Below are 15,181 nucleotides of genomic sequence, written 5' to 3' on the forward strand. Positions count from 1 at the left end.
CCGTCGCGCCCGGCCCCCGTGCCGTCGCCGGGCATCTCGGACACGATGGGGCCATGACCGCCGACCCGAGCACCCCACCCACCGATCTGCAGGCACTCGCCGAGGAACTGCTCGCCCAGGCGACCGGCAGCGGCCCCGGCCGGGCCGCGCGCACCCTGCCCCACCCGGTCGACGGGCTGCGGCAGACCGTGCTCGCGCTGCGCGGCGGCGCGGAGCTCTCCGAGCACGAGAGCCCCGGCTCGGCGAGCCTGCTCGTGCTGCGCGGCCGGGCCCGGCTCGTCGCCGGCGAGGCCTCGGTCGAGCTGTCGGCGCAGCAGGTCGCCCCGATCCCGGACCGCCGGCACAGCCTGCACGCCGACGAGGACACGGTGGTGCTGCTGAGCGTGGCGGTCCCGTTCCGGGCACCCGAGCCGGAATAGGAAGCCGGTCGTGCGCGCCGTCACCTACCGCGAGAACGGCGGACCCGAGGTCCTGCGCGTGTCCGACGTGCCGGTGCCCGACCCCGGGCCGGGCGAGGTGCGCGTCCGGCTCGCCGTCGCCGGCGTCAACCCCACCGACTGGAAGTCCCGCCGGGGCACCCCGCCGTCCGGTGGGCTGCAGGTGCCCGGCCAGGACGGCGCGGGCACGGTCGAGGCGGTCGGCCAGGGGGTGGACCCGGCGGTGCTGGGCCAGCGGGTGTGGGTCTGGGAGGCCGCCTGGCAGCGCCCGCACGGAACGGCCGCCGAGCACACCGTCGTCCCCGTCCGGCAGGCGGTGCTGCTGGGCGCGGAGGCGTCCTTCGAGCTCGGCGCGGCGCTGGGCATCCCGTTCCTCACCGCGCACCGCTGCCTGACGCTGGGCGAGGCCGTCCCCGACCGGCTGGGGCCCGGCGCGCTGACCGGTCGCACGGTGCTGGTGCAGGGCGGCGCCGGCGCGGTCGGCAACGCCGCCGTCCAGCTCGCCCGCTGGGCCGACGCCACGGTGATCGCCACCGTGAGCAGCCCGCGCAAGGCGCAGCTGGCCGCGGCGGCGGGCGCCTCGCACGTCGTGGACTACCGGCAGCAGGACGTCGTCGCCGAGGTCCGCAAGGTCGCCCCGAAGGGCGTCGACGCGATCGTCGAGGTCTCCGCCGCCCGCAACGCCGCCGTCGACGCGCAGGTGATCGGCATGCACGGCGCGGTGGCGATGTACGCCGACGACGGCGGCGCGGAGGTGACCATCCCGGTGCGGGCGCAGATGGGTCCCAACGCCCGGTGGAACTTCGTGCTGGTCTACACCGAACCGGCGCGGGCGAAGGTGATGGGCGTGGAGGACGTGAACGCCGCGGTGCTCGACCGCGCCATCGGGGTCGGGGAGGACGCCGGCCTGCCGCTGCACGTCTTCGGGCTCGCCGCGACCGCGGACGCCCACCGCGCGGTGGAGGCGGGTGCGGTCGGCAAGGTCCTGATCGACGTCACCGCCTGACCGTCGCTGGGACGCCGGACGATCAGTAGTGGTAGCGGGCCTGGAGGACGACGAGCTGATCGCCGTCCACCGTGTAGACGAGCCGGTGTTCCTGGTCGATGCGACGCGACCAGCATCCGGACAGGTCACCGCTGAGGCGCTCCGGCTTGCCCGTTCCGACCGCCGGGTCCCGAGCAGCCTCGGTGATCAGCCGGTTGATCCGCAGCAACGTCTTTCGGTCACCGCTCCAGCTGGTGTAGTCCTCCCAGCCGTTCTTGGTGAACGCAATCCTCACTCGGCCAGCTCGTGGACCACCGCACCGCCCGCCGCGACCTCGTCGAGGCTCTCCCGCAGTCGCTGGGCGTTCCGGGGGGACTGCACGAGGTAGACCGTCTCCTTGAGCGACCGGTACTCATCGGCCGACACCAGGAACGCCGTCCCCTTCTTCGAGACGATCTCCACGGCCAGTTGGTCGTCGTTGACCTCTTCGATCAAGGGGAACAGCCGCTGGCGAGCCTCGCTGGCGGTGATCGACATACGACTCCCATCGGCTGGCGGTACGAAAAACTGTACCGCTTGTGAGGGAGGAGCCGCTACCGCCCCTCCGGTCGTGCAGCTGTCCACGTCACCGGCGCCGGGAGAGGTGGACAGCCGCACAGTCGCCGGCGCACCCTCCGCACTCAGCCGACGCCGAGGTCGCGGGCGATGAGCATCCGCTGCACCTCGCTGGTGCCCTCGCCGATCTCCAGGACCTTCGCGTCGCGGTAGAAGCGGCCGACCGGGGTCTCGTTCATGAAGCCGTACCCGCCGTGCACCTGGGTCGCGTAGCGGGCGTTGTCCATCGCCACCTCGGAGCTGTACAGCTTCGCGATCGAGGCCTCGCGCTTGAACGGCTCGCCCCGCAGCATCCGCTCCGCGGCCCGGTAGTAGGCCAGCCGCGCGGTGGAGGCCCGCACCTCCATGTCGGCGATCATGAACTGGATCGCCTGGTTGGCGCCGATCGGCCGGCCGAACGCCTCCCGCTGCCGGGCGTAGGTCACCGACTCGTCGACGCAGCCCTGGGCCAGCCCCACCGACAGCGCGGAGATCGCGATCCGCCCCTCGTCGAGGATCGACAGGAACTGCGCGTACCCCCGGCCCCGCTCCCCCACCAGGTTCTCCGCCGGCACGTGCACGTCGGCGAACGCCAGCTCCCGGGTATCGGAGGCGTTCCAGCCGACCTTGGAGTAGCGCTTCCCCACCGTGAAGCCCGGCGTCCCCGAGGGGACGGCGATCGCGGAGATCTCCTTGCCGCCGTCGGCGGTGGTGCCCGTGACGGCGGTGACCGTGACCAGCTCGGTGAGGTCGGTGCCGGAGTTGGTGATGAAGGTCTTGCTGCCGTCGATCACCCACGAGTCCCCGTCCAGCCGGGCGGTGGTGCGGGTGGCGCCGGCGTCGGAGCCGCCGCCGGCCTCGGTCAGCCCGAATGCGGCCAGCGCCTCGCCCGAGCACAGCCGGGGCAGCCAGCGGCGCTTCTGCTCCTCGGTGCCGAACCGGAAGATCGGCATCGCCCCCAGCGAGACCCCCGCCTCGAGCGTGATGGCCACCGAGCTGTCGACCCGGGCGAGCTCCTCGATCGCCACACAGAGGTCGAAGTAGGTGCCGCCGGAACCGCCGTACTCCTCGGGGAACGGCAGCCCGAACAGCCCGAGCTCCCCCATCTGCCGCACGATGGCCGTCGGGAACTCGTCGCGCTCGTAGAACTCCCCGATCTGCGGGGCCACCACCTCCCGGGCGAACTGCCGGACCACGGTCCGCAGCGCTTCCGTCTCCTCGTCGAGCCGGTAGTCCAGCACCTGCCTCAACCCCCCTCGCCCTGGGCGGCCGCCGACTCCGGGGTCTCCGGCGTCACCACGGCCACCCGCTCGTCCAGCCGGACCGACCGGCCCGCCGGCACCGGGAGCTCGGTGACCGTCCCCGCGACGGGGGCGGTCAGCACGTGCTCCATCTTCATGGCCTCGACGACCAGCAGCGGGTCCCCCACCTCCACCCGGTCGCCCACCTCCGCGCGGACGACGGCGACCGTCCCCGGCATCGGCGAGGTCACCACCCCGCTCGCAGCGCCCCCCTCGGCCGCCGCGTGCAGCCGCTCGTGCTCGCGCAGCGCCACCGTCGGCCCGCCCCCGGCCAGCCACACGGTGCCGTCGTGGTGGGCGAGGAGGTAGCGCGTCGTCGTCCCGTCGAGGGTCACGGTCAGCTCGTCGCCGTCCCGGCTCGCCCGCGCGGGCAGCGCGGGGCCGTCGCCCACGCGGACCTCCGCGGCGCCCGCCCACCCGCGGACCCGCACGTCGACCGGCTCGTCGCCCGCGGCCTGCAGCCGGCGCAGCGTCCAGGCCGGCTCGCCGATGCGCCAGCCGTCGCGCATGTCCCAGGGGTCGACGGCGGCGCCGACCGGCTCGTCCTCGAGCAGCAGCGCCAGCGCCGCGGCGGCCAGCCCCTCGGCCGGCGCCTCGCCCGCCGCGGTCAGCGCCCCGCCCCGGCGCTCGATGAGCCCGGTGTCCAGGGCGCCGGCGACGACGTCGGGATCGGCCAGCAGCGCCCGCAGGAACGCGGTGTTGGTGGGCACCCCGAGGACGGCGGTGTCGCCCAGCGCGGCGACCAGGCGGCGGCGGGCGGTCTCCCGGTCGGGGCCCCAGGCGACGACCTTGGCCAGCATCGGGTCGTAGTCGGTGCCCACCACCGACCCGGCCGCCAGCGAGGAGTCCACCCGGACGCCCGGGCCGGTCGGCTCGCGCAGCGCCAGCACCGTGCCGCTCTGCGGGAGGAAGCCGCGCGCCGGGTCCTCGGCGTAGACGCGGGCCTCGATGGCGTGCCCGGAGAGGCGGACGTCGTCCTGGCCGAACGGCAGCGGCTCCCCGGCGGCCACCCGCAGCTGCAGCTCGACCAGGTCCAGGCCGGTGACGGCCTCGGTGACCGGGTGCTCGACCTGCAGCCGGGTGTTCATCTCCAGGAAGAAGAAGTGGTCCGGGCGCTCCGCGTCGACGATGAACTCGACCGTGCCGGCGCCGGTGTAGCCGACGGCGCGGGCGACCTCGACGGCCGCGGCCCCCATCCGCGCCCGCATGCCGGGATCCAGCAGCGGGGACGGCGCCTCCTCGATCACCTTCTGGTGCCGCCGCTGCAGGCTGCACTCGCGCTCGCCGAGGTGGACGACGGTGCCGTGCGTGTCACCGAGCACCTGCACCTCGACGTGCCGCGCGGCGCCGATGTAGCGCTCGACCAGCAGGGTGTCGTCGCCGAAGGAGCCGCGGGCCTCGCGCCGGGCCGCGGCGATCTGGTCGGGCAGCTCGGCGGGGTCGCGGACCACCCGCATGCCCTTGCCGCCGCCGCCGGCGCTGGGCTTGAGCAGCACGGGGAAGCCGATCTCGACCGCGGCCGCGGCGACGGCGTCGTCGTCCATCCCGGGTTCGGTCCGGCCCGGCACGACGGGCACCCCGGCGGCGCCCACGGTCCGCTTCGCGCGGATCTTGTCGGCCATCGCCTCGATCGCGGCGACCGGCGGGCCGACGAAGACGATGCCCGCCGCCTCGCACGCCGTCGCGAGCTCGACGTTCTCCGACAGGAAGCCGTAGCCGGGGTGCACGGCCTGCGCGCCGGTCCGCAGCGCCGCCTCCACGACCCGGTCGATCGACAGGTAGCTCTCCGCGGCCGGTGCGGGCCCGAGCCGGACGGCGACGTCGGCCACCCGGGTGTGCAGCGCCCCGGCGTCCGCGTCGGAGTACACCGCGACCGAGCGGACGCCCATCGCGCGCAGCGACCGGATCACCCGGACGGCGATCTCGCCCCGGTTGGCGACGAGTACGGTCCCGAACATCGTCACCCCTCCCCCCCGGGCAATTCCGCCCCATAGCCCCGCGCAGAAGCGCGGAAGTGCACCGGGCAGAAGCGCGGAACTGCCCGGGGACGGCGGCGGTCACATCCGGAAGACGCCATAACCCACCTCCTCCAGGGGCGCGTTGGCGCAGGCGGACAGGGCCAGACCGAGCACCGTCCGGGTGTCGGCGGGGTCGATCACGCCGTCGTCCCAGAGCCGGGCGGTGGCGTAGTACGGGTGGCCCTGGGTCTCGTACTGCTCCCGGATCGGCGCGGTGAAGGCCGCCTCCTCGGCGGCGGACCACTCCTCGCCGCGCGCCTCCAGCCCCTCGCGGCGCACGGTGGCCAGCACCGATGCGGCCTGCTCGCCGCCCATCACGGAGATGCGGGCGTTGGGCCAGGTGAACAGGAACCGGGGCGAGTAGGCCCGGCCGCACATCGAGTAGTTGCCGGCGCCGAACGAGCCACCGATCACGACGGTCAGCTTCGGCACCCGCGCGCAGGCGACGGCGGTGACCATCTTGGCGCCGTGCTTGGCGATGCCGGCGGCCTCGTAGTCGCGGCCGACCATGAAGCCGGTGATGTTCTGCAGGAACAGCAGCGGGATCGAGCGCCGGTCGCACAGCTCGATGAAGTGCGCGCCCTTGAGCGCCGACTCCCCGAACAGCACGCCGTTGTTGGCGACGATCCCGACCGGGTGGCCGTGCAGCCGGGCGAAGCCGGTGACCAGCGTCGGCCCGTACAGCGGCTTGAACTCGGCGAACCGGGAGCCGTCGACCAGCCGCGCGATCACCTCCCGGACGTCGTAGGGCGTGCGGGAGTCCACCGGCACCACCTCGTAGATCGAGGCGGAATCGTGCAGCGGTTCCTCGACGGGGTCGACGTCCCACGGGCGCGGGCTGCGCGGGCCCAGCGTGCCGACGATCTGGCGCAGCAGTTGCAGGGCGTGCGCGTCGTCGGAGGCCAGGTGGTCGGTGACCCCGCTGACCCGGGAGTGCAGGTCTCCCCCGCCCAGCTCCTCGGCGGTGACCACCTCGCCGGTGGCCGCCTTCACCAGCGGCGGGCCGCCCAGGAAGATCGTCCCCTGCTCGCGGACGATCACCGCCTCGTCGCTCATCGCCGGCACGTACGCGCCGCCGGCGGTGCACGACCCGAGGACGGCGGCCAGCTGCGGGATCCCGGCCTTCGACATGGTCGCCTGGTTGAAGAAGATCCGGCCGAAGTGCTCGCGGTCGGGGAAGACCTCGTCCTGCAGCGGGAGGAAGGCGCCGCCGGAGTCGACGAGGTACAGGCACGGCAGCCGGTTGTGCAGGGCCACCTCCTGCGCGCGCAGGTGCTTCTTCACCGTCATCGGGTAGTAGGTGCCGCCCTTGACCGTGGCGTCGTTGGCGACGACGACGCACTCGCGGCCACTCACCCGCCCGATGCCGGTGACGATCCCCGCGCCGGGGGCGTCGCCGCCGTACATGCCGTGCGCGGCCAGCGGCGACAGCTCGAGGAACCGGCTGCCGGGATCGAGCAGCGCGTCGACCCGCTCCCGGGGCAGCAGCTTGCCGCGGTCGGTGTGCCGGGTGCGGGCCCGCTCCCCACCCCCCTCGGCCACCCGCGCGAGGGAGCTGCGCAGGTCGGCGACCAGCGCCGCGTGGCCGGCGGCGTTGCGTGCGGCGGCCTCGGGATCGGCGGGGGTGGTACGGCTCAGCACGGGGGCGTCCACGACCGCAGATGTTAACGACGGTTCACGGCGGGGTCAACGCCGGTTAACATTCCGCCGTGACCTCGACGGGGACCGACACCGCGCTGCACGCCGACGCCGCCCGGCCCTCGCGCCGGGAGCAGATCCTGCGGGCGGCCGCGCAGCTGTTCGCCGAGCGCGGGTCGCGGTCCGTGGGGGTGGACGACGTCGGCGCGGCGGTCGGCGTCACCGGCCCGGCGATCTACCGGCACTTCGCCAGCAAGGACGCGATGCTGGCCGAGATGCTGCTGCGGATCAGCGAGCGGCTGCTGGCCGGGGGCACCGAGCGGGTGGCCGCGGCCGGTGCCGACCCGCTGGCGCAGCTCCGGGCGCTGATCGCCTTCCAGGTGGACTTCGCGCTGGACAACCCCGCGCTGATCACCGTGCACGACCGCGACCTGCCGACGCTCAGCGACGCCGACGCGCACGAGGTCCGGCGGCTGCAGCGCCGCTACGTCGAGGTGTGGGTGGGGGTGCTGACCGCGCTGCACCCGACGGCCGGTGTCGAGGCGTGCCGGGCGCGGGCCCACGCGGTGTTCGGGCTGGTCAACTCGACGCCGCACCTGGACAGCCGGCTGCCGCGCGCCCGGACGGCGGGGCTGCTGGCGGCGATGGCGGAGGCGGCCGCGACGTCGTCGTCCCAGGCATAGGAAGCGATGCGCACGTTCCCGGTGCCGAAACGCGGGGAGAGCTTCCTATGCCTGCGTCCTCAGGGGGCCGGGTCGGGCATCGGCAGCGAGAGCCCGGTGCCGGCGAGGACGTCGAGATCCGACGCCGACCCGGCCGGCCCGACCCACGCGGCCTCCACGATCGTGACGACGGCGCCCTCGACCGCGCTCGCGTACTCGGCGCGGGACAGCGCCTCGGGCCCGCCCGGGTAGCGCACCCCCTCGCGGAGCAGGTCGCTGACGTTGCCGCTGCCGTTGGCGTCGGTCAGCGCGCGCAGGGCGTCGGCGCCGCGGGCGTCCGCCATGTCCACGGCCGCGACGGAGACGACGACCGCGCGGCCCTCCACCTCGGTGGACCACAGCGCCCGGGCCAGCCCCGCGCAGTCGGTCCCGGAGAAGAACTCGGCCACCAGGCCGTAGGAGTGCTCGGCGCAGCTGTCGTCCACCCGCACCCGCTGGAGGGTGAGGGTCGCGCCGTCCAGTTCCCGGGTGTCGCCGGGCTGCGGGCCGTCGGCCTCGGTCGCGGCGGCGGACGTCGGGGCGGGATCGTCGGTGTCCGCGCGGGCGTCGTCCCCGTCGCCCCCACCGCTCAGGGCGAGCACCAGCCCGACCACGAGGAGGACGACGAGCAGCGCGGCGCCACCGGCGACGAGGGCCAGCCGACGGGTGCGGTCCGGCCGCTTGCGCGCCACCACCAGCGGCACGCCGGCCGGCCGCTCGGCGGGCAGGGCGACGACCGGCGCGACCAGCGTGCGGGGGGCGCCCGCCGCGCCCGGATCGGTCCCCTCGGACCGGGCGAACAGCCCGCCGATGCCGTCGGTCTCCTCGGCGGCGGGGGACGCCGGAGCGGGCGCCGGTGAGTACGCCGGCGAGGTGGCGGGAGCCTGCTGCGCCTGGGCCGCCACGGCGGCCCGGTGCGCGGCGGCCGCCTCGTCCGCGCGGATCGCGGCGGCGGCCACCGCCGCCGCGGCGGCCGGATCGACCCGGGGGCCGTGCGGTCCGGCCGCGACGAAGCCGCCGGTGACCGGCCCGCCGGACCGCGGAGCGGGCGCGGCCGGCGCGGCGGGGGCCGACGGCGCGGCGGCGGCCGGCGGTGCGGCCGAGGCCGCCGCTGCCTCCGCCGCCTGGGCCGCTGCCGTCGCGGCGGCGGAGGCGGCGTTCATCGTGGCCGGGGTCAGCAGGTCGCGCCGGCGCAGCACGTAGGGCGAGTAGGGGAACCCCTCCCCGTTGAGCTCCTCCACCGAGGGACCGCGGCCGGGCAGGCCCAGCACCTCCAGGGCGGTGCGCACGTCGGCGGTGGTCCAGAGCCGGGGGTTGTCGACGCCGGCGTAGCGCGCCGCGCGGGCGATCCCGAGCAGCAGCGACCGGGACTCCAGCAGCGCCACCTGGTCGCCCTCGCCGAGGTCGCCGTCCGCCGGCTGCAGGCCGCTGAGGTCGCCGACGAGCACGGTGAGGCGGGCGATGCGGCCCGGCTCGAGGCCGGCCTGGCGGAGCCGGAACGCGGCCTCCATGCCCGACCGCATGAGCCCGTCCAGCGGCGAGGACCCCCCGCCGGCGATCTGCAGCACCTCGCCGGGACCGGCGTCGGGCGCGATGCTCCAGGACCCCTCGGGGACCGCGGTGACCATGCCGCGCTGGCGGGGCACCTCGGCGATGCGCACGACGGCGAGCCCCTCGGGGACGAAGAGGACGGCGTCGGAGATCCGGCGTCCCATCGGCCCGTCGACCAGCGGCAGGGAGGCGACGACGGCCGGGCGGACCGCCGCTCCGGTGTCCCAGCGGGCCAGCTCGGCGAAGACGGCACGCTCCCCCGCCGTCTGCAGCGGCTCGGGGGTGAGGGCCAGCACGTCGTCGTCCTCCGGGCGGGGTCTGGGGGTGGGGGGAGTGGGCGCCCGGGGCGCGGCGATGCGAGGCGCATCGCCGTCCGCCCGGCAGGGCGCGGGTCGACGCTACGTCATGTGACGGGCCGGTCCCGTGCTCAGCGGAGCGACGCGCCGCCCACTGCGACGGGGGTCTCGAGGGCCGGCGCGCCGGGTTCCGCGGGGCACCGCCAGCCCGCGAGCCACGCGCTGCGCGCCGTCGCGTCGACCGCGCTCCACAGCGCGGTGAAGCCGGCCACCACGAGCGCGATCGACCACCAGGTCCAGTTCCACGGCGGCAGCAGGTCCGCCGCATCCTGCACCAGGCCCGCGCCGTAGACGGCCAGCGCGGTGACCGGGGCCGCGAGCCAGCCCGGCAGCCCGTACGTGATCGCCACGTCGATGCACAGCGCCCCGACGAGCATGACCAGCGGCAGCACCGAGGGTGGGAAGCCCATCGCGTCCAGCGCCACCCACATCACCGCGCGGTAGGCCAGGTAGACGCCCACGATCGCCGTGGCCGTGAACCGCAGGCCGACCATCATCCGGGCGACGACCAGGGAGAGCAGTCCGGCGCAGATCAGCCACGCCGGGTGCACCCAGGAGGGCACGGGCAGCATGAACTGCTCGACGGCGGCGCCGTAGTCGCCGGTCGAGGACTGGGCGACGGCGAAGTCCAGCAGCTCGGCCTCGGCGTAGTACTCGCCGCGCTCGGTGACCGCCTGCAGCGAGAGGACGCCGTACTCCTGGTGCTGGTTGGGAAAGACGACGTTCTCGACGAAGAACAGCCACAGGCCCAGCGACACCAGGTCCCGGACCCGCCCGGGCGCCGCGTACAGCCACCAGCCGCGGATCGCGCCGGCCAGCATGATCGCCGTCCCGATGTACAGCAGCGCGTGACTGGGGCTCCAGCTGGTGATGTCCAGCCCGTTGATGCGGTGGTTGAGGATGTCGACCGGGACCGCGACCAGGAACGTCGCGATGCCGACCTGCATGAGCCGCAGGGCCCGGCGGTCGACGCCGTAGCCGGTGTAGCTGTGGAACACCACGAGCGCGACGACGACGGCGGTGCCGGCCGAGTTGAGCAGGTGCGGCGGGGCGAGGTCGTCGCGCAGCCACCGGAAGTGCCAGGAGACGTCCCACGACGACCCGAGCATCTTGAGCAGGAAGGCACCCAGCCACGCGGTGTAGATCCACCGCAGCTCCTGCTCGGTCGTCGACCGGCCGGGTCGGCCCGGGGTCATGTACGCCGACCACAGCCAGCGCAGGGTCACGATCGGCGAGCGGACGGCGGCACCGAGCGAGCCGGGGGCCGGGGGCACCGGGCGGACGGCGGTCGGGGTGCTGGGCACGGGGGTGCTCCCTGCAGATCGGGGTGGGGGCACGGCGAGCGTAGCCGCGGGAGGGCCCGAAACCGACGCTCCGAATGGTCCCGACGCGGCGCGTGCGGTAGGGGCGGGCAGGCGAGACGGGCGGGACGGGCGGTGCGTAGGGTCCTCCCCCGTGGCGGAGAGCGCGGGGCACCTGGTCTGGATCGACTGCGAGATGACGGGGCTGGACCTGGTCACCGACCAGCTGATCGAGATCGCCGTCCTGGTCACCGACTCCGACCTCAACGTGCTCGACCCCGGCCTGGATCTCGTCATCCACGCCGACGACGACGCGCTGGCCGGCATGGTCGACGTCGTCACCGAGATGCACGCGAAGTCCGGGCTGACGGACGCCGTGCGGGCGTCGACGCTCACCGTCGCCGAGGCCGAGCAGCAGGTGCTGGCCTACATCAAGCGCTGGGTCCCCGAACGGCGCACGGCCCCGCTGTGCGGCAACTCGATCGGCACCGACCGCGGCTTCCTCGCCCGCGACATGCCGGAGCTCGACGACCACCTGCACTACCGGATGGTCGACGTCTCCTCGGTCAAGGAGCTCGCCCGGCGCTGGTACCCGCGGGTCTACTTCGCCCAGCCGGCCAAGGGCCTGGCCCACCGGGCGCTGGCCGACATCATCGAGAGCGTCCGCGAGCTCGCCTACTACCGCCGGACGCTGTTCGTCCAGGGCTCCGGCCCCTCCTCGACCGAGGCGCAGGCAGCGGCGGGCGAGGTCGCGGGGACCTTCGCCGGGGTGCTGGCGGCCGGCGACGCCACGCCGCCCGCGGCCGCGTCGGAGGCCTGAGCCGAGCGGCCCGACCGCTCGGGTATCGTTGCCCCGGTTCCCGGGTCGTCGCCGCTGAGGCGGCGTGCGCCGGGGGCACGCGGTGGGTGTAGCTCAGCTGGTAGAGCACCAGGTTGTGATCCTGGGTGTCGCGGGTTCGAGCCCCGTCACTCACCCCATCCGGTAGAGGCCCTGGTCAGGCAACTGACCAGGGCCTCCATCCGTTCCGGCGCCGTTCCGGACGGCGATCGGATCGCGGCCGCCGTGAGGTGCCCCCTTCGTCGGAGGCAGATCGAGGCGGCCAGGTCGGCGCGGATCTTCTCGCTGTTGTGCGAGACCTCCTGGCACGGGGATGGGGACGCCTGGGAAGTCCCGCGCGCCGCGGGTGATGTCAGGCGTCGAGGGCGAGGCTGCTGGAGAGGTCGCGGTGGGCGTCGACCTGTGCGAGCAGGTCCCTGGCCTTCTGCTCCACACCGGCGACGGCGTCGGCCCCGGCGACCCAGCGCACCGGCGGCTGCTCGGAGGTCGCGAGGCCGATGAGGGCGTGGGCGAGCTTGGCCGGGTCGCCGCCCTGCTGGCCGTTCATGCCGCTCCACGCCACGACGGTCCGGCGGGTGCGCTCGGCGTAGTCCGCGATCGAGGGCTGGGCGTAGCTGGTGGACTCCGGGGTGAGCAGATCGGTGCGGAAGAAGCCGGGCTCGACGACCATGGTTCGGACGCCGAAGGGCGCCACCTCCGGCGCGAGGGACTCCATCCACCCTTCGAGGGCGAACTTCGACGCGGCGTAGGCGGAGGTGAACTCCGCCCCGATCAGGCCGGCCGACGAGCTCATGGTCACCACAACGCCGGCGCGCTGGGCGCGCATGAGCGGCAGCACGGCGCGGGTGACGTTCAGCGGGCCGAACAGGTTGGTCTCGACCTGGGCGCGGAAGTCCTCGGGCGTGATCTCCTCGAAGAAGCCGGCGTAGAAGTTCCCGGCGTTGTTGATCAGCACGTCGACGCGACCGAACCGCTCGACCGCGGCGTCCACGGCGGCCTGCACGCCGGCCGGGTCGGTGACGTCCAGGGCGACGGCCAGCAGGTCGTCGTGGTCGCCGAGGGCCTCGGTGACCTTGCCGGCGTTGCGGGCGGTGGCGACGACCCGGTGGCCGGCGTCGAGGGCGGCGCGGGCGATGTCGACGCCCATGCCGCGGCCGGCTCCGGTGACCAGCACGACCTTCGTGGCTGTCATGTCGAGCTCCTCTTCTGCGGCGGCGAGGCGGTCCGCGGTCTGCGGGCTCTGCCTGCCTCGATCGCCGAGACCCAGAGAACGCCGACGCGCGAAGCCGCGACAGGACCTGTCGAGAGGGGTACTCGCAGAGACCCTCTTGACGCGCGCACCGCTCCTACGCTCGGTGGCATGGATGACAGGGAGGCGGCGCGGACGGCCGTGCGCGAGTTCCTCAGCTCGCGCCGCGACCGGGTCTCTCCCGCCGACGCCGGCCTCCCCGTCGGCGGGACCCGCCGCCGGGTGAAGGGTCTCCGCCGGGAGGAGGTCGCTCTGCTGGCCGGCGTGAGCCCGGAGTACTACATCCGCCTCGAGCGCGGTCAGGCGACCGGCCCGTCCGCGAGCGTCGTGGGGTCCGTCGCCGCAGTGCTCCGACTCGACGACGACGAGCGCAGCCACCTCGACCGCCTGCTCGCCGCGCTCACGCCGGAGGCGCGCAGGCGCCGCAAGCCCGCGGTCGAGGAGACCATCAGCGCCGGCGTCCAAATCCTGCTGAACTCGATGAGCGACCTGCCGGCCGTGGTCTTCAACAGCCGGCTCGACATCCTGGCGACCAACGACCTGGGGCGCGCGCTCTACGCGCCGTCCTTCGACAGTGATCAGCCGCCCAACGCGGCGCTCTTCCTCTTCCTGGACGAGCACCGGGCCCGCCAACTGTTCCCGCAGTGGGAGCGCATCGCCGGCGACACGGTGTCCCTGCTGCGGGTCGAGGCCGGTCGCCGCCCCGATGACCCGGCCCTGATCGCGCTGATCGGTCAGCTGTCCACCCGCAGCGGCGCCTTCCGGACCCGCTGGGCCGCCAACGACGTCCGGGCTCACAAGTCGGGCGTCAAGGCCTTCCGGCACCCGGCGATCGGGAAGGTCGTCCTGCCCTTCGAGAACCTCACCGTCGACGCGACCGGTGACCACACCCTCACCGTCTTCACCCCCCGGCCCGGCTCGCCCGAACACGACGCGATCCAGCTCCTGGCCAGCTGGTCCGCCACCCGCGGATCCGCCGACGCCTCGACACCCTCGAAGCAGGCATGAGCCGGTAGCAGCTACCGCCCCGACCCCGACGCGACTCGCTCCGTCGCGTGGTCGGCCGCTGGGGGGCAGGTTGCGGGGCGAACGGGACGCTCAGGACGGCTCGGGGACGCTCGGGGACGTCCGACAAGGCCGGTATCCCGGGCATTCGTCGGGCCCCAGGCCCGGGACGGCCTCACCCGCGGGTTCGAGCCCCGCCACTTGCCCCGATCGCGGGAAACGTCCAGCGGCCGTCGAGGATCTCGGGGCGCGGGCGGTAGAGGCGGACGAGGTAGTTCCACCCCTCGGGGATCGGCAGCGAGTTGCGCGCCGGGTCGCCGTCCCCACCGAATCGGACGGTGACTCCCCCGTCGGGGTCGCGGGCGGCAGTGATGCTGTTGACGCTGTACGCGCCGCTCGCGTTGGGCTGGAAGAACCCGGCGGCGTCGTAGACCGAGATGGACCAGAACCCGTCGACCGGAACGTCGCCGACGGTCAGCTCGTACTCGCCGACGGGGAGGTCGGGGAAGACACCGACGTAGGTGGCCTCGGCGTCGGGGAGACCACCCCAGCCGGCCGCCGCACCGATGAGGTGGTGCACCGGGTCGACGTCGTCCGCGCGGCCGAAGCTCCGCTCGAACGAGGTCAGGTCCGCGGCCAGCGCCAGCAGCGCGTTCCGGGTCCGGTCGAAGCTCTCGGGGTCGTAGTCGGGCAGGACGAACGGCCGCGCTGCCACGGCGTCGACCTCGAGGCGGTCCTGGAGCGCCGCCACGGCTGCGAGGTCGGCGGGGTCCCGGGGGTCGACCAGGATGCGGGCGGCGACGACGACGTGCGGACCGCCGCACTCCTCGACGGTGAGCTCGTGTCGCCCCGGGTCGTGCAGGACCCGGTTGATGTAGTGGTCCTCGTCGACGACCATCACCGACAGATAGCGCTCGCCCGCCGCGGGCAGGGTGACGGCGGCGCCGGCCGACAGGTCGACGACCGCGAAGCTGTAGAGCGTGTCCCTCTTCATGCGGATCACGACCTGGTCGTCGACCGAGGCAGGCGTGCGGTTGTGCGCGAACCGGTTCACCCCGCCCGCGCTGCGCTGCAGGTCGGCGAACATCCGGTGGCTCTCGGCGCGGGCGAAGTTGTCGGCATCGACCCTCGTCCGACTCATGGCCCGACACTGACGGCTCGCCGGTCCCGGCCGGATCAACCGGAGCGGGTGAACCCCGCCGGGCGT

General features: G+C 74.5%; 14 protein-coding genes and 1 tRNA gene. 6 read left to right on the top strand and 9 right to left on the bottom strand.

Annotated features, from left to right (window positions below):
• Positions 1-53 precede the first annotated feature (53 nt).
• Positions 54-419 (top strand): cupin domain-containing protein, encoded by a 366-nt coding sequence (locus tag BMY88_RS04945; protein ID WP_091940728.1) that lies wholly within the window; start codon positions 54-56, stop codon positions 417-419.
• A gap of 10 nt (positions 420-429) precedes the next feature.
• Complete coding sequence (locus BMY88_RS04950; protein ID WP_091940731.1) at positions 430-1,443, top strand: NADPH:quinone reductase; 1,014 nt, start codon at positions 430-432, stop codon at positions 1,441-1,443.
• Between the two features lie 22 nt (positions 1,444-1,465).
• On the opposite strand, the gene BMY88_RS04955 is transcribed toward BMY88_RS04950, so the two are convergent.
• The 5 genes from BMY88_RS04955 to BMY88_RS04975 form a co-directional block, all read right to left on the bottom strand.
• Positions 1,466-1,717: a Txe/YoeB family addiction module toxin gene (locus BMY88_RS04955; protein ID WP_091940735.1), complete on the bottom strand. Its 252-nt coding sequence runs from the start codon at positions 1,715-1,717 to the stop codon at positions 1,466-1,468.
• The gene (locus tag BMY88_RS04960; RefSeq protein WP_091940738.1) at positions 1,714-1,959 is read right to left on the bottom strand and encodes a type II toxin-antitoxin system Phd/YefM family antitoxin; all 246 of its coding nucleotides are present in this window, start codon (positions 1,957-1,959) and stop codon (positions 1,714-1,716) included. Before BMY88_RS04960 ends, BMY88_RS04955 begins: the two co-directional genes overlap by 4 nt.
• A gap of 143 nt (positions 1,960-2,102) precedes the next feature.
• Positions 2,103-3,257 carry an acyl-CoA dehydrogenase family protein gene (locus tag BMY88_RS04965; protein ID WP_091940740.1) on the bottom strand — a complete coding sequence of 385 codons (1,155 nt, stop codon included), beginning with the start codon at positions 3,255-3,257 and terminating at the stop codon, positions 2,103-2,105.
• A gap of 5 nt (positions 3,258-3,262) precedes the next feature.
• Positions 3,263-5,275, bottom strand: a complete 2,013-nt coding sequence (locus BMY88_RS04970) for an acetyl/propionyl/methylcrotonyl-CoA carboxylase subunit alpha (RefSeq protein ID WP_091940901.1) — start codon at positions 5,273-5,275, stop codon at positions 3,263-3,265.
• A gap of 99 nt (positions 5,276-5,374) precedes the next feature.
• A complete protein-coding gene (locus BMY88_RS04975; RefSeq protein ID WP_091940743.1) occupies positions 5,375-6,988 on the bottom strand; it encodes a carboxyl transferase domain-containing protein in 1,614 nt (537 codons plus the stop codon).
• 56 nt (positions 6,989-7,044) lie between these two features.
• On the opposite strand from BMY88_RS04975, the gene BMY88_RS04980 reads away from it, so the two are divergent.
• Positions 7,045-7,656 (top strand): SACE_7040 family transcriptional regulator, encoded by a 612-nt coding sequence (locus tag BMY88_RS04980; protein ID WP_244524452.1) that lies wholly within the window; start codon positions 7,045-7,047, stop codon positions 7,654-7,656.
• 59 nt (positions 7,657-7,715) lie between these two features.
• On the opposite strand, the gene BMY88_RS04985 is transcribed toward BMY88_RS04980, so the two are convergent.
• Together BMY88_RS04985 and BMY88_RS04990 are read right to left on the bottom strand one after the other, a co-directional pair.
• Complete coding sequence (locus tag BMY88_RS04985) at positions 7,716-9,521, bottom strand: hypothetical protein (protein ID WP_091940746.1); 1,806 nt, start codon at positions 9,519-9,521, stop codon at positions 7,716-7,718.
• A gap of 131 nt (positions 9,522-9,652) precedes the next feature.
• The gene (locus BMY88_RS04990) at positions 9,653-10,885 is read right to left on the bottom strand and encodes a hypothetical protein (RefSeq protein WP_244524453.1); all 1,233 of its coding nucleotides are present in this window, start codon (positions 10,883-10,885) and stop codon (positions 9,653-9,655) included.
• Positions 10,886-11,036: 151 nt separating this feature from the next.
• Between BMY88_RS04990 and orn the strand changes: the two genes are divergently transcribed.
• Both orn and BMY88_RS05000 read left to right on the top strand, forming a co-directional pair.
• Positions 11,037-11,702 carry an oligoribonuclease gene (orn, locus tag BMY88_RS04995; RefSeq protein WP_091940749.1) on the top strand — a complete coding sequence of 222 codons (666 nt, stop codon included), beginning with the start codon at positions 11,037-11,039 and terminating at the stop codon, positions 11,700-11,702.
• An 82-nt stretch (positions 11,703-11,784) separates the two neighbouring features.
• Positions 11,785-11,860: transfer RNA gene (locus BMY88_RS05000), tRNA-His, on the top strand.
• Positions 11,861-12,072: 212 nt separating this feature from the next.
• On the opposite strand, the gene BMY88_RS05005 is transcribed toward BMY88_RS05000, so the two are convergent.
• Positions 12,073-12,912: an SDR family oxidoreductase gene (locus BMY88_RS05005; RefSeq protein WP_091940752.1), complete on the bottom strand. Its 840-nt coding sequence runs from the start codon at positions 12,910-12,912 to the stop codon at positions 12,073-12,075.
• Positions 12,913-13,080: 168 nt separating this feature from the next.
• Between BMY88_RS05005 and BMY88_RS05010 the strand changes: the two genes are divergently transcribed.
• Positions 13,081-13,977: a helix-turn-helix domain-containing protein gene (locus BMY88_RS05010; RefSeq protein WP_091940755.1), complete on the top strand. Its 897-nt coding sequence runs from the start codon at positions 13,081-13,083 to the stop codon at positions 13,975-13,977.
• A gap of 172 nt (positions 13,978-14,149) precedes the next feature.
• Here BMY88_RS05010 and BMY88_RS05015 read toward each other — a convergent pair whose 3' ends face one another.
• On the bottom strand, positions 14,150-15,115 hold the full coding sequence (locus BMY88_RS05015) for a DUF1254 domain-containing protein (protein WP_091940757.1): 966 nt from the start codon (positions 15,113-15,115) through the stop codon (positions 14,150-14,152).
• Positions 15,116-15,181 lie beyond the last annotated feature (66 nt).

The organism is Trujillonella endophytica (assembly GCF_900110555.1).
GTDB lineage: Bacteria > Actinomycetota > Actinomycetes > Mycobacteriales > Geodermatophilaceae > Trujillonella > Trujillonella endophytica.

Excerpts from the sequence above, each read along its gene's own strand:
- BMY88_RS04960 (WP_091940738.1), bottom strand. The coding sequence starts at position 1,959 with ATGTCGATCACCGCCAGCGAGGCTCGCCAGCGGCTGTTCCCCTTGATC.
- BMY88_RS04970 (WP_091940901.1), bottom strand. The coding sequence starts at position 5,275 with ATGTTCGGGACCGTACTCGTCGCCAACCGGGGCGAGATCGCCGTCCGG.
- BMY88_RS05005 (WP_091940752.1), bottom strand. The coding sequence starts at position 12,912 with ATGACAGCCACGAAGGTCGTGCTGGTCACCGGAGCCGGCCGCGGCATG.
- BMY88_RS05010 (WP_091940755.1), top strand. The coding sequence starts at position 13,081 with ATGGATGACAGGGAGGCGGCGCGGACGGCCGTGCGCGAGTTCCTCAGC.
- BMY88_RS05015 (WP_091940757.1), bottom strand. The coding sequence starts at position 15,115 with ATGAGTCGGACGAGGGTCGATGCCGACAACTTCGCCCGCGCCGAGAGC.
- BMY88_RS04945 (WP_091940728.1), top strand. The coding sequence starts at position 54 with ATGACCGCCGACCCGAGCACCCCACCCACCGATCTGCAGGCACTCGCC.